This is a genomic window from Geomonas subterranea, from assembly GCF_019063845.1.
Lineage (GTDB): Bacteria > Desulfobacterota > Desulfuromonadia > Geobacterales > Geobacteraceae > Geomonas > Geomonas subterranea.
The window spans coordinates 2,481,765-2,493,922 of sequence record NZ_CP077683.1; the positions used below are offsets into that span (position 1 = coordinate 2,481,765).

Below are 12,158 nucleotides of genomic sequence, written 5' to 3' on the forward strand. Positions count from 1 at the left end.
GCCTGCAACATGGCTGTTCCTGAGATACCGTTGAGCTAACGGGTCAAGCGGCCGTTATCTCCTGCCAGAGGCCAAAACAACTGTCCCAGTCTGCGGCAGTCCAACTCTGATATAATGTCAGCAGCAGAAATCCCGGTAGTTCACGAGGTAGGCCATGCAGCCAAACGAGACGCACGAGGAAGAGACGCCGCGCATCCGGCAGATGATTATTGAGGACCTGCCGGAAGTGTTCCACATCGGCGAGGAGGTCTTCACAGCCGAATATTCGCAAAGCCTCTACCGCACCTGGGACGAGTACGAGATCACCACGCTGTTCAACTCGGACAACGAGCTCTGCATCGTCGCCGAGCATGACGACCGCATCCTCGGCTTCGCCCTCGGCACCACCGTGAAAAAGCATCACTCGCCCTGGAAATACGGCTACCTGGTGTGGCTCGGGGTGCGTCGCGAACTGCAAAAGCTGCAGGTCGGGGCACGGCTGTTCAAGGAACTGAAAAGGCGCTTCAAGGAACAGGGGGTACGCATGATCATCATCGACACCTCGGCCGACAACGCGCCGGCCATCCGGTTCTTCAAGAAGCACGGTTTCGACAACGTGCAGGAACACCTCTACATGACGCTCAACCTCTCCAAGCGGCACAAGAAAAAACCGGTGAAGAAATCATGAGCGGCCGCCTCGAAGAGGTCATGGCCGCCATCGACCCGGCCCGGCTCAAAGCTACCCTCAGCGACCTGCTCGACATCTACTCACCCTCGGGGAAGGAAGAGGACATCCAGCTCTACCTGGAGGACCTTCTCTCCCGGGCCGGCTTTTCGGTGGAGCGCCAGGAGGTCGAGGAGGAACGCTACAACCTGCGGGTCACCATGGGGGAGGACGAGCCGAGGCTCTACCTTGTGGGGCACGTGGACACGGTTCCCGCCTGGGACTTGGAGGAGTTCGGGGCGCGCGAGGAAGGGGAGATGGTCCGGGGGCTGGGGAGCGCCGACATGAAGGGTGGCTGCGCCGCCATGGTGGAGACGTGGCTCGCCCTGGCGCAGGCGCTCAAACCGGGGCGGCGCCCAAGCGTCGGGCTTTTGCTGGTGGTGGGCGAGGAGGAAAACGGCGACGGCAGCGCCGCCTTCCTGAAGGATGTCCGCGCCCCCTGGGCCGTGATCGGCGAGCCCACCAGCCTTTCCGCCTGCTTCGCGCACTTCGGCTACCTGGAGGCAGGCTTCGTGACGCGGGGGGTGAGGAGCCACTCGTCTCTCCCGGAACTTGGGCACAACGCGGTCGAGTCGATGCTGCGGGTGCTTTTGCACCTGGGCAAGGACTCCCTGTTCAAGCGGGGGGAGTCGGAGATCGTGTACTCGATCCGCGAGATGCGCTCCTCGCAGAAGGGGTTCGTGGTGCCGGACCGTTGCGAGGCGTGGATCGACCTGCACCTCCCCCCCGAGCGCGACCCGGACTCCGTGGAGCAGGCGATCCGCCGCATCATCGCCGGCGCGGGCCAGTTCATCCCCGGGCTCGACCTCTCGGTCGCCTTCGACTTCGCCTCCGCCGGTTACAACCTCGGCACCGACAACGCGCTGGCGCGCATCCTGGAACAGACCTACCAGCGCCTCGGGCTCACCCTCAAATTCGAGGCCTTCCGTTCCCACTCCGACGGCAACCTGTTCCACGCGGCGGGATGCCGCCCGCTCATCCTGGGGCCGGGCGCACTGGAGATCTCCCACACCCCCGAAGAACAGGTGAGTTTCGCGGAGGTGCTGGCGGCGGCGAGGATATACGCGGCGCTGTGCCTTGGGATGGACCAGTACGCGGGGCTCGCCCTGGAGCGCCGGGGGGCGCTGAACTGCTTCGACCGGCAGGCGAGCTGGGTGGGGTGCGTGACGGGAGGGAGAAGCTAGTAGCCGATGCTATTGCTCATCCCCTTGTGGCAGCGTCTGCAGTCGTTCATGGGGAAGGAGACCAGCATGTGGCAGGCACCGCAGAAGTTGCCGTAGATATTGGTTTCCATGGTGAAGGCGGTGGTCGACTTCATCTTGATGTTGAAGATGTCGGGGTGGCAGCTGGAGCAGTCCAGCTCGGCGAAGTGCTCCTGGTGGGAGAAGCTCACGTCGCTTCTGGGCGAGGCGGTGCCGAGCTTGAGCGGCTGCTTCAGCTTGTCCGGGAAGGGGAGCGCGATCTCGCCGTTGATGGAGTTCATGGGGCGGATGCTCCCGTCGCGGTAGGCGGCGGCCCAGTCGATGCCGTTGCCGAAGCTGGCGAGGGGGAGCCCCTCGGCGAACTCCTCGAAGCGCTTGTCCAGGTCCCTGGTGTTCTCCATGTGGCAGCGGTGGCACTGGGCATCCGCCTTCTGCACGCCGAAGGCGGTGGTGCCGTTGTGGCAGACGCCGCAAAACTTCCCCTTGGTGTAGAGGGCGCGGGTGATGCCGGTGTCGCCGCGCTTCATCCCGAAGTTGAGCTCCAGGTGGCATACCCGGCAGGTGTAGCGGGCGCGGTGCACCCAGTGCGGGAAGACCACCGGCGCCATCCCCGCCTCCTTGGCGCGCGTGCGCATGGTGACGTTGCCGAACTTCGCGAAGGGACCGTTGGGGGGAATGGTCTTCAGCACCTTGGCGAGCTCACTGCGGTCCATGGCGGAGCCGCCCGAACTCATCACGAGCACCAGGGCGCACGCCGGCACCGCACGCGACAGCACCCTCATCCCCTTCCGCATTATCCCCGAATCCATCCTGGCACTCCCCCTACACCGGGCAGGCCTACTTGGCCTGGTTGTTCTGCTTGTACTCCAGCATGTACGCGTACAGGTTGCGGCACAGCGAAAGCCGCTTCAGGTAGACCTTGCGCACCGACTCCTCCTGGGTCTCGATCACCTTGCGCAGCGCGTCGCACCTGTCCAGCAGGTCGCGCAGTTCCTGCACCGACATGGCCATCGCCTGGTTGCTCCTGGCGCAGGTATCGTCGAAGGTCGCCTGCCAGGCCTCCTCGGCGCGGACCGGCTGCGCCAGGGCCAAGGCCAGAAGGGCAGCCGCGATCACGCCTTTCATCGTCACGAAGCTCATCGCTCCCCCCTAGACCGGCTTTGAATGGCAGCGCTTGCAGTCGCTTTGCGGGAAGGCCACCTTGTCGTGGCAGACACCGCAGTACCTGCCGTCGAAAAGGTCGATCATGGAGTACTTGGTCGCCCCCTTCTTGATGCCGACGAAGATGTCGGGGTGGCAGACCTCGCAGCCGTTCCATACCGTGTGCTTTTGATGCGAGAAGATGATGTCCGGCATCCCGTCCACCTTCCCCTTCAACGCGAAGTCCTTCTGGACCTTCATCGAGCTCTTCTTGAAGGAGACCCCCTCCAGGGAGTCGATCAGCTTCAGCTGGCCGGTCTCCTCGGCTTTCTCCCAGTTGATCCCGTTGCCGAACGTCTCGCGGGGCATCTTCTCCTGCAAGCGGTAGAAGGCCTCTTCCTTGGCCGGGTCCTTCTCCAGGGCGTGGCACTTGACGCAGCGCTTGTACTCCTCCCTGGTGTAGCTGGTGGCGCAGGAATCGAAGATCTTCACCTTGTTGATGGTCGAGGAGCCGTTATGGCAGACACCGCAGAAGAAGCGCTTGCTGTTGTCGACGGCGCGGATCTGGGTGGAATTGGCGGTCATGCCGAAACCGATGTCCACATGGCACAGCCGGCAGGTGTAATTCTTGCGGTGCACCCAGTGGTCGAAAACGACCGGCGCCATCCCGGCCTGCTGAGAGAAGTTGCTGATGGTCACGCTCCCGAAGTCCTGCGGCAGAGGCTTCTTTTTCTTGGTCCCGGCACCCCAAAGCACACCGGCGCCGCAAAAGAGGATCAGACCAACTAGAAAAAGTCGTTTCATAGCACTCCCTCCCGGTCATCCCTGACAGCTGGGAAGACATGATTATCATCGCTAAATGTGAATAATCTATTTCAAAAACATCAATATGACAAGGCTTATTTTTACTGAGTGTTCACGAAAATCACCCAATCTGTCAGGAGCGATCCGAGCCACAGTGTGATCCAGCTCACCGAAGAACCGCATGGAGCTTGCCTTCACGGAAAGTTCTGGAGTAAGCTCTGCCATCATCTCTACCAGAAGGCGGTACACCGTGTTTCGAGTTTCACCCCCCGTTCTCGCAGTAACCCTGATGCTGTTCCTTTTGTTCCCCTTGACCTGCCGGGCGGAGACCGTCAAGACCGGTGCCCAGGTCCTGAGCGAGCAGGGTTTCCTCCCGTTGCAGGGAAAGCGCTTCGCCCTGGTCACCAACCAGTCCGCCATGGTGGGGGATACCCACCTCCTTGCGCTGATGGAGCAAAAAGGGGTGAAGCCGGCCCTGATCTTCTCACCCGAGCACGGCCTCAAGGGGAAGGCGGAGGACGGCGTCAAGCTGGCCGATGACGTATCCGCGCCCGTGCCGGTGAAGAGCCTGTACGGCGCCAGCAAGAAGCCGCGCCCGGACGACTTGAACGGGATCGACCTGATGGTGTTCGACATCCAGGATGCCGGGGCGCGATTCTACACCTACATATCCACCATGGGACTCGCCATGCAGGCCGCGGCCGAGGCCGGCATCCCGTTCATGGTGCTCGACCGCCCCAACCCGCTGGGGGGCGATTACGTCGCCGGATTCGTGAGGGAGCAGATCCCGGGGAGTTTCACCTCGCTCTACCCCATTCCGCTGGCGCACGGGCTGACGGTCGGGGAACTGGCGGGAATGATCAAGGGAGAGCGGATGCTGCCGGACCTGGAGAAACTGGACCTGCGGGTGGTGCGCATGCAGGGGTGGCAGCGGGAGATGCGCTGGCAGGACACGGGACTTGCCTGGGTTGCGACCAGCCCGAACCTTGCCGCCATAGAATCGGTGCTGCTCTACCCGGGGACCGGCCTCCTGGAGGGGACGGGTGCCTCGGAAGGGCGGGGCAGCACGAGGCCCTTCCAGATCGCCGGGTGGCCCGGCATCGACGCCAAGGCGCTGGCCCTGCGCCTTAACGAGGCACAGCTCCCGGGATTGCGGTTCGACCCGTTGCAGTTCACCCCGGTCCGGCTCCCGGGCGTCTCGAGCGCGCCCAAGTACCGCGACCGGGAGGTGGCGGGGGTGAGCATCGAGATCACCGACTACCGCAAGGTACTGCCGGTAGAGACGGGGGTGGCCCTTCTCGCCGCCCTGCAGGCGGCGCTTCCCGAGAAATCCCGCGCCCTGTTCTTCCGTGGGGGCATCGACGACATGGCGGGCTCACCGCAGTTGCGCAAGGGGCTGCAGGACGGCGAGGCCGCGACGGCCATCGAGGCCCGCTGGACCCCGGGGGTGAAACGGTTCCTGGAGCAGCGCAAGCCCTACCTGCTTTACTGATCCATCGGCACGGTTCAGCCCACGAAAAAAGCAAATACCCCCCTCCTCCCCCCTTCGCCAAGGGGGGTACGCGGGTTCACGTGCATCGCGTGGCGGGCAACAACATCCAGGTTGCCGCAATTTTCGAAGCCCCCCATTTCAGCTCACCGGGGGGCGACTCTCCACCGCACCCGATCTTCCCGAAGCTCCACATGAACCAACACGGATCGCTTTAGAGCCAAAAAGAAGGGGTACCCTCTCGGATACCCCCGGTGCACCTCTCATCGGTATCGGCCGCTAAAAAACACCGATCACATGGCAGAAGGGAACAGCGTTGCCTGCGGCGCCGTTCTGGCACAGGTCCGGCCCTAGCCCGGCCTGCGCACTTCTGTGCCCCGGCATCCCTTCCATGTCAACGCTGTCACCTTATCGCCAGGGTTGCGCGCGACTTGAGGTTTTTTATGCAGAGACACATCACAACTTCGCTCCGGCGCTCATTCGTGGCAAAAAATCCTCAATTTACAGACAAAAGTGCCGATATGAGATGGCGATGGAAAGAACGAGGCAACCGCGCCTCTAGATGAGGAACCACACATGAAACACAAAAACAGGCTGTCCTTTCAAACAAAGCTCCTCCTGTTGGTGCTGGTAAGCTGCTGCGTACTGGGAGCCCCGACCGGTCTGACTGTGATGAAGCAGTTTTATGACCTCACTGCCAGGTTCAACGAGTCCTACCGTGAATCCCTCTACATCAACTCCGACCTCCTGGCCAAGGCCGAGGTACAGACCGCGGTCAGCCTGCTGCAGGAAATCAGCGACCGCCAGCAAAAGGGGGAGATCACTGCGGACGATGCGAAAAAGCAGGGGGCTGACCTGCTCAGGGGGCTCAAGTTCGGCAAGGACGGCTATTTCTGGGCCGACACCTCCGACGGCACCAACGTGGTGCTGCTTGGCAAACCCGCCGAAGGGAAGAACCGCATGAACCTCCAGGACGCCAAGGGCAAATACCTGATCCGGGAGATCATCCAGAAGGGAAAACTGCCAGGTGGCGGTTTCACCGACTACCATTTCCCGCGACCGGGTAGTGACGCCCCCGCACCCAAGCGCGGCTACTCCCTCTACTTCGCCCCCTTCGACTGGGTGGTCGGCACCGGCACCTACGTCGACGACCTGGACATCCTCGTGGCCAAGGCCGCCGACGCGAACAAGCAGCTCATCATGAAGGACGTCTACCTGGTGGTGGCGCTTACCATGGTGATCCTGGCAGCGATCTGCCTGGTGGCGGTCCTGGTGGTGCGCCGGCTGATCGCGCATATCGGCACCGAGCCGGAGGAACTGGAGGAAATCGCTCAGCAGGTGGCGGCGGGGGACCTTACCGTGCGGCTGGAGCCGGGGAGGACCGGCATCTACGAGGCGATGCGGCGCATGGTCGAAGGACTCAGGGAGGTGATGGAGAAGGTGAACCGCAGCGCCCTCGACGTCTCTGCCGCCGCGGGCGAGCTCAACGCCAACGCGCGCTCCATGGCGGATGACGCCGGGGCGGTGGTGAGCCAGGCCGAGACAGTCGCGGTCGCCAGCGAGGAGATGTCCTGCACCAGCAACGACATCTCCCGCAACTGCCACCTGGCAGCCGGCAGCTCCGGTCGCGCCAGCAGTTCGGCCCAAAGCGGCGCCGCCATCGTCAGGGAAACCGTTCAGGGGATGAACAGGATCGCTGACCACGTCCGCAACTCCGCCGGCGTGGTGGAGCAGTTGGGGACCCGTAGCGACCAGATCGGCGAGATCGTAGCCACCATCGAGGAAATAGCGGACCAGACCAACCTCCTGGCGCTCAACGCAGCCATCGAGGCCGCGCGCGCCGGAGAGCAGGGGCGCGGCTTCGCCGTCGTCGCGGACGAGGTCAGGGCGCTGGCCGAGCGGACCACCAAGGCGACCCGCGAGATCGGGACCATGATCAAGAACATCCAGCAGGAAACCAAACTGGCGGTACGGGCCATGGAAGAGGGTGTCGAGGAGGTGGCGCGGGGCACCGGCGAGGCGGCCCGCTCCGGTGAAGCACTCGAAGACATCCTGACCCAGATCAACGACGTCACCAGCCAGATCAACCAGATCGTGACCGCGGCCGAGGAGCAGACCGCCACCACCCAGGAGATCACCAACAACATCCACCAGATCTCGGGCACCGTGCAGCAAAGCGCCAATGGCGCCCAGGAGATCTCCGCAGCCTCCGAGCGGCTCTCCAGGCTCTCCGGCGAGATGCAGGAGATGGTACAGAGGTTCAGGCTTTAAAACCACCCCACCGGAAAGGGGACTGGCTCCGCCTGGTGCCCGTCCCCTTTCCCTTCCGTCCCCTTTCCCTTTTGCGCGGGTGCCCCGGCTGGTCCGAAGGCGTCAGCTCCTCACCGCCTGATTGGCATTGACGCGAACTCGTGTATTATATTCGCTATGCCAAAACCCCACCCGGACAAGAAACCCCACCTCGACATCCAGGAGAACGTGCCGCTGGCACCGTTCACTTCCTTCCGGATCGGCGGCCCGGCCCGCTTTCTGGTAGGCGCACGCGACCTGCGGGAACTCCAGGAGGCGCTGCGCCTCGCCCGCGCCATGAACCTCCCCTTCTGCATCCTGGGTGGTGGCAGCAATCTCCTCGTGAGCGACGACGGCTTCCCGGGGCTCGCCATACGGCTGCTCATGGACCGGGTCACCTTCTCGGGCGGCATGGTCCAGGTGCAGGGCGGCTTCGACCTGACCACGCTGGTCCACCGCACGGCCGATTGGGGGCTGTCGGGACTCGAATCGCTGGCGGGTATTCCCGGTACGGTGGGAGGCGCGGTGCGGGGGAATGCCGGGGCCTATGGCGGGGCCATCGGTGACGTCGTGGCCACGGTTTCGGCGCTCGACAGCACCACGCTCCAGACGCTGACGCTGCGCCGGGACCAATGCGACTTCGGCTACCGGGACAGCCGCTTCAAACGCGATCCCGGGCTGATCGTGGTAGGGACGCTGCTGGCGCTGTTACCGGGGGATCAGGACGAGATCCGGACCAAGGTGGCGCAGACCCTTGCCAAGCGGGAGGCGAAGCAGCTTTCCTGCGACCGGAGCGCGGGCTCGTTCTTCATGAACCCGGAGGTCAACGACGCCGCACTGGTCAGGAGATTCGAGGAGGAGCAGGGGGTGCGCTGCCGGGAGTGCCACATCCCGGCGGGCTGGCTCATCGACCAGGCGGGGCTGCGCAGTCTGAGCGTGGGGGGGGCGGCGGTGAGCCACAGGCACGCCAACTACCTGGTGAACACGGGGTCGGCCACCGCGGGGGATGTGGTGGAACTGGCGAGACTGGTGCGCCAGGAAGTGCGGCGGAAACTGGGAGTCGAGCTCAAGGAGGAGGTAAGCCCCCTCGGACTCGTCATTTAGGCGGGCGAGGCGACGCGCCTGAAATCCGCCAGGGCCCGCTCCATCTCCCCGAGCAGTTCCGGCAGCCCCGATCGCTCCTGTTCCAGCTGTGCCGACTGCTCCATCTTGAGAGCGACCTCGCGCATCACTTCAGCGCCGATGCTGGCGGCGGCTCCCTTGATGCTATGGGCCTGCAGGCGCACCTCAGGATAGTCCTCCGCCTCGACCGCCTTCCGCAAAAGGACCATCAGCTTGTCCGTGCTGTCCAGATACTTCTCCACGAACATCTCCACGAACTCGTCATCCCCCAGCCGCCGCACCAGGCCGTCCCGATCGAAGACCGGCACCCCTGTACGCTCCGGCTTACCCTCCTGTTCCGGCGCCCCAGCGGACGTGGGCGACACGCCGTGCCCGGGTGCGCCCTCATGCTGTACCGGCCCGACCACCTCGACCGTCCTCCCCCGCGCGGCGGAATCAGGTGCGGTCCCGTTGTCCGGAGCGATCGTGGCGCACTCCGGGATCCAGCGCAGCAGCACCTCGGCCAGTTGCCGGGAGTCGAAAGGCTTGCTGAGGTAGTCGTCCATTCCCGCCGCGAGGCAGAGCTCGCGATCGCCGGCCAGGGCGTTGGCGGTCAAGGCCACCACCGGCAGGTGCCCTCCCCCCTCGTTCCGCTCCCGCTCCCTTATGGCGCGGGTGGCGGCGAAGCCGTCCATGTGCGGCATCTGGCAATCCATGAAGACCAGGTCATACCCCCCCTGCGCCGAGGCGGCAACGGCAAGTTCCCCGTCGGCGACGATCTGCACGCGGCAGGAAAGCTGCCCCAGCATATGCCGCACCACGTCCTGGTTCACCGGGTTGTCCTCCGCCACGAGGATGTGGGCGTCGAATACCGGCTTCGCCCCCCCCTCCAGCGGGGCCGACTGGTACGCCAGGCTTTCCGGTACCTCCTTGAGCACCTGGAGCCTGACGCTGAACCAGAAGGTGGAGCCGACGCCGTACTCGCTGCTGAGACCTAGTTCCCCTTCCATCAGCTGGGCCAGCTGCCGGGAGATGGCCAATCCCAGCCCGGTCCCTCCGAAGGTCCTGGTAGTCGAATAGTCCGCCTGGGAGAAACTCTCGAAGATGTGGGCCTGCGCCTCGGGGCGGATGCCGATCCCGGTGTCCGCCACCTCGAACCTGAGCCACCCTTCCCCCTGCTCCTCCAGCGGTGCCGCGGTCAAGCGCACCTCACCGCGGCTGGTGAACTTGACCGCGTTCCCAAGGAGGTTCACCAGGATCTGGCGCAGACGCACCGGGTCACCGACAACGTAGCGCGGCAACCGTGGGTCGAGGTGCAACGAGATGCCCACCCCTTTTCGCTGCGCCCCCGCCGCGAAGATCTCCAGCACGCCGCCGAGTATGTCGTGCAGGTCGATTGGGGCGGGCTCGAGCTCCATGCGCCCCGCCTCGATCTTGGAGAAGTCCAGGATGTCGTTGATGATGGACAGCAGCGACTCGCCGGAATTACGCACCGCCTCGGCGAAGCGGCGCTGTTCGCCGCCGAGTCCGCTTTCCAACAGTACCCCGATCATCCCCAGCACTCCGTTCATCGGGGTCCGGATCTCGTGGCTCATGTTGGCGAGAAACTGGGACTTGGCGAGGCTCGCGGCTTCGGCCGCCTCCTTTGATAATCGCAGCTCCGCCACGGTCTGGTTCAACTCCCGGTTGGCAGCCGAGAGCTGTCCGGTACGACGCTGCACCTCCCCCTCCAGTTCCTGGCGCTGCGCCTCCAGTTGCTGGTCGCGCCGCTGGATCTGGACCAGCATCTCGTTGAACCCATCTATCAGGGTCCCCAGTTCGTCATCCCCCTGCTTTTGGGCCCGCATGTAGTAGTTCTTCTCCACCGAGACCGCCTTGATCACCTGCGCCAGATGCGTGATGGGCGTCGAGATCAGGCGCTGAAGCCGCGAAGCGATGAAGTAAACGAGGAGCAGGGCGCTCAGCATCACCCCGGTTACCAGGAGGAAGAAACGGGCCAACCGGTCGGTGAACTCGCGGGGGTCGGACTGCAGGACCACGGTGCCGATCTGCTGGCCGTCCAGCAGGATGCGGTGGACGCCATAGATGTCTTCGCCTATGGCGAGGGGTGAGCGGGAACGCTGCAGGGTGGAGTTGAAGCTGCCCCGGTCGATGCTAAGCCGGGCACCGGCCGTGACGGCGAACGGAAGGGAACGTGCCGGCTTCCCCGGCGCCAGGTAACGGGCCAGCACCGTGTCGTCCTGCAGCACGATGAAGGCGGTGCGTATGTACGGTTTGGCCCGGAGGGCTGCGAGGGTGTCCCCGGCGGCCTGCCGGTCGTTGAAGGCCACCGCGGCGGAGCTGTTGTTGCCGATGATCTCCGCGAGTGCCGTGAGCTCGGTCTGCATCTCGGTCCGGAACCGGTTCGCCTCGTTCACCACGAACGCCGCCGAAACCAGCGCCAGCACAACGGCGTTGGTGAAAAGCAGCATGGCAATGAGTTTTCGTCTGATGGAGAGGTCGCGGAGCCGTTTGATCATCTACTTTCCTGTTGCTGGGGGCGCGGCGCAAGCTGCGTGATCCCACGAAAATCTTGGTAATCCTTAGCTGATTACTCGGCATCAACCACGGATACTTTAGCTGCAAATGCTCCTGACGGGGGTTTCGTGAGGTTTCAGGTGGGAGGGTTCAGGCTGGGGCGACCTGTTTCAGCCATTCGACCTGGCGCGGCGACAGCCCCTGGTCGAACATCACCCCGATCCCGGGGATGCTGCGGCATCCTCCCCAGGGGATGCTCCAGCAGACGCCGGCCTGAAGAGCCTCTTCTGCCAACGCCGGGAAGCGAAGCCAAACGCGGTCGGTCTTGGCGAAGGGATCGGTGGTCTGTATGAAGGCCCCTCCCTGGGAGATGTTGACGGTGAAGGTCTTGAGCGCCGCGGTGGACGGGAGGCCGTCGCGGGAAAGAAGCAGACTCAGGTAACTGTCCTTCCTGGCGAAACGCCTCAGGCAACGGGCTGGGAAGGTGCCACAGCGCTCCTGCACGAAGCGGGTGAGCGCGGTGTGGGTATCGGCGGCGGAGTTTTCCTGCGGGCCCGGCGTGATGCTCTGCTGCCTGGCGTCCCACTTGATGCGCAAGGTGGGGTAGAAGTTGATGCAATCGTAGGCGATGTTTTTTTCTTCCTTGGAGCAGCGCACCAGGGTCAGGACGTCGACCAGGAGGCCGCTGTACGCGGACTCCACGGTCATGCGCAGCACCTCGTTGAAGTCGCAAGCCGTGTGGTAGCTGACGCCGATCCGGTCGAGCGCCTGCTCGTACGCCGACCTCGCCTCCGGCTCACGCACCACCATCAATATCCTGGTATCTTCCATGACGCTCGCCATCGCCTCGTGACCGGGACCGGCGCCCCGCTGAGAGTCCAGGGCACCGGTCGCCAAGCCTGCGCCCGGCCGG

General features: G+C 64.2%; 10 protein-coding genes. 5 read left to right on the top strand and 5 right to left on the bottom strand.

Annotation, left to right across the window (positions count from 1 at the left end; translation table 11 throughout):
• Positions 1 to 154 precede the first annotated feature (154 nt).
• Entirely contained in the window at positions 155 to 667 is a 513-nt protein-coding gene (locus KP001_RS10785) for a GNAT family N-acetyltransferase (protein WP_217289504.1), read from the top strand.
• Complete coding sequence (locus KP001_RS10790) at positions 664 to 1,887, top strand: M20 family metallopeptidase (protein WP_217289505.1); 1,224 nt, start codon at positions 664 to 666, stop codon at positions 1,885 to 1,887. Before KP001_RS10785 ends, KP001_RS10790 begins: the two co-directional genes overlap by 4 nt.
• On the opposite strand, the gene KP001_RS10795 is transcribed toward KP001_RS10790, so the two are convergent.
• The 3 genes from KP001_RS10795 to KP001_RS10805 are packed head-to-tail and all read right to left on the bottom strand — an operon-like array spanning position 1,884 to position 3,849.
• Positions 1,884 to 2,714 carry a c(7)-type cytochrome triheme domain-containing protein gene (locus KP001_RS10795; RefSeq protein WP_217289506.1) on the bottom strand — a complete coding sequence of 277 codons (831 nt, stop codon included), beginning with the start codon at positions 2,712 to 2,714 and terminating at the stop codon, positions 1,884 to 1,886. The two genes, KP001_RS10790 and KP001_RS10795, sit on opposite strands and share 4 nt — an antisense overlap.
• A 28-nt stretch (positions 2,715 to 2,742) precedes the next feature.
• A complete protein-coding gene (locus KP001_RS10800) occupies positions 2,743 to 3,045 on the bottom strand; it encodes a hypothetical protein (RefSeq protein WP_217289507.1) in 303 nt (100 codons plus the stop codon).
• A gap of 9 nt (positions 3,046 to 3,054) precedes the next feature.
• Positions 3,055 to 3,849 (bottom strand): c(7)-type cytochrome triheme domain-containing protein, encoded by a 795-nt coding sequence (locus tag KP001_RS10805; protein ID WP_217289508.1) that lies wholly within the window; start codon positions 3,847 to 3,849, stop codon positions 3,055 to 3,057.
• 289 nt (positions 3,850 to 4,138) lie between these two features.
• Here KP001_RS10805 and KP001_RS10810 point away from each other — a divergent pair, with 289 nt between their 5' ends.
• The 3 genes from KP001_RS10810 (at position 4,139) to murB (ending at position 8,731) form a co-directional block, all read left to right on the top strand.
• The gene (locus tag KP001_RS10810; protein WP_239027968.1) at positions 4,139 to 5,341 is read left to right on the top strand and encodes an exo-beta-N-acetylmuramidase NamZ family protein; all 1,203 of its coding nucleotides are present in this window, start codon (positions 4,139 to 4,141) and stop codon (positions 5,339 to 5,341) included.
• 573 nt (positions 5,342 to 5,914) lie between these two features.
• Entirely contained in the window at positions 5,915 to 7,609 is a 1,695-nt protein-coding gene (locus KP001_RS10815; RefSeq protein WP_239027969.1) for a methyl-accepting chemotaxis protein, read from the top strand.
• A gap of 156 nt (positions 7,610 to 7,765) precedes the next feature.
• A complete protein-coding gene (gene murB / locus KP001_RS10820; protein WP_217289510.1) occupies positions 7,766 to 8,731 on the top strand; it encodes a UDP-N-acetylmuramate dehydrogenase in 966 nt (321 codons plus the stop codon).
• On the opposite strand, the gene KP001_RS10825 is transcribed toward murB, so the two are convergent.
• On the bottom strand, positions 8,728 to 11,247 hold the full coding sequence (locus KP001_RS10825; protein WP_217289511.1) for an ATP-binding protein: 2,520 nt from the start codon (positions 11,245 to 11,247) through the stop codon (positions 8,728 to 8,730). The genes murB and KP001_RS10825 overlap by 4 nt on opposite strands.
• 148 nt (positions 11,248 to 11,395) lie before the next feature.
• Positions 11,396 to 12,142, bottom strand: a complete 747-nt coding sequence (locus KP001_RS10830) for a PilZ domain-containing protein (protein ID WP_217289512.1) — start codon at positions 12,140 to 12,142, stop codon at positions 11,396 to 11,398.
• Between the last annotated feature and the right edge of the window lie 16 nt (positions 12,143 to 12,158).

Bases quoted from the DNA above. Each gene is read 5' to 3' on its own strand.
- KP001_RS10815 (WP_239027969.1), top strand. From the start codon at position 5,915: ATGAAACACAAAAACAGGCTGTCCTTTCAAACAAAGCTCCTCCTGTTG.
- murB (WP_217289510.1), top strand. From the start codon at position 7,766: ATGCCAAAACCCCACCCGGACAAGAAACCCCACCTCGACATCCAGGAG.
- KP001_RS10790 (WP_217289505.1), top strand. From the start codon at position 664: ATGAGCGGCCGCCTCGAAGAGGTCATGGCCGCCATCGACCCGGCCCGG.
- KP001_RS10810 (WP_239027968.1), top strand. From the start codon at position 4,139: ATGCTGTTCCTTTTGTTCCCCTTGACCTGCCGGGCGGAGACCGTCAAG.
- KP001_RS10805 (WP_217289508.1), bottom strand. From the start codon at position 3,849: ATGAAACGACTTTTTCTAGTTGGTCTGATCCTCTTTTGCGGCGCCGGT.
- KP001_RS10825 (WP_217289511.1), bottom strand. From the start codon at position 11,247: ATGATCAAACGGCTCCGCGACCTCTCCATCAGACGAAAACTCATTGCC.
- KP001_RS10785 (WP_217289504.1), top strand. From the start codon at position 155: ATGCAGCCAAACGAGACGCACGAGGAAGAGACGCCGCGCATCCGGCAG.
- KP001_RS10800 (WP_217289507.1), bottom strand. From the start codon at position 3,045: ATGAGCTTCGTGACGATGAAAGGCGTGATCGCGGCTGCCCTTCTGGCC.
- KP001_RS10795 (WP_217289506.1), bottom strand. From the start codon at position 2,714: ATGGATTCGGGGATAATGCGGAAGGGGATGAGGGTGCTGTCGCGTGCG.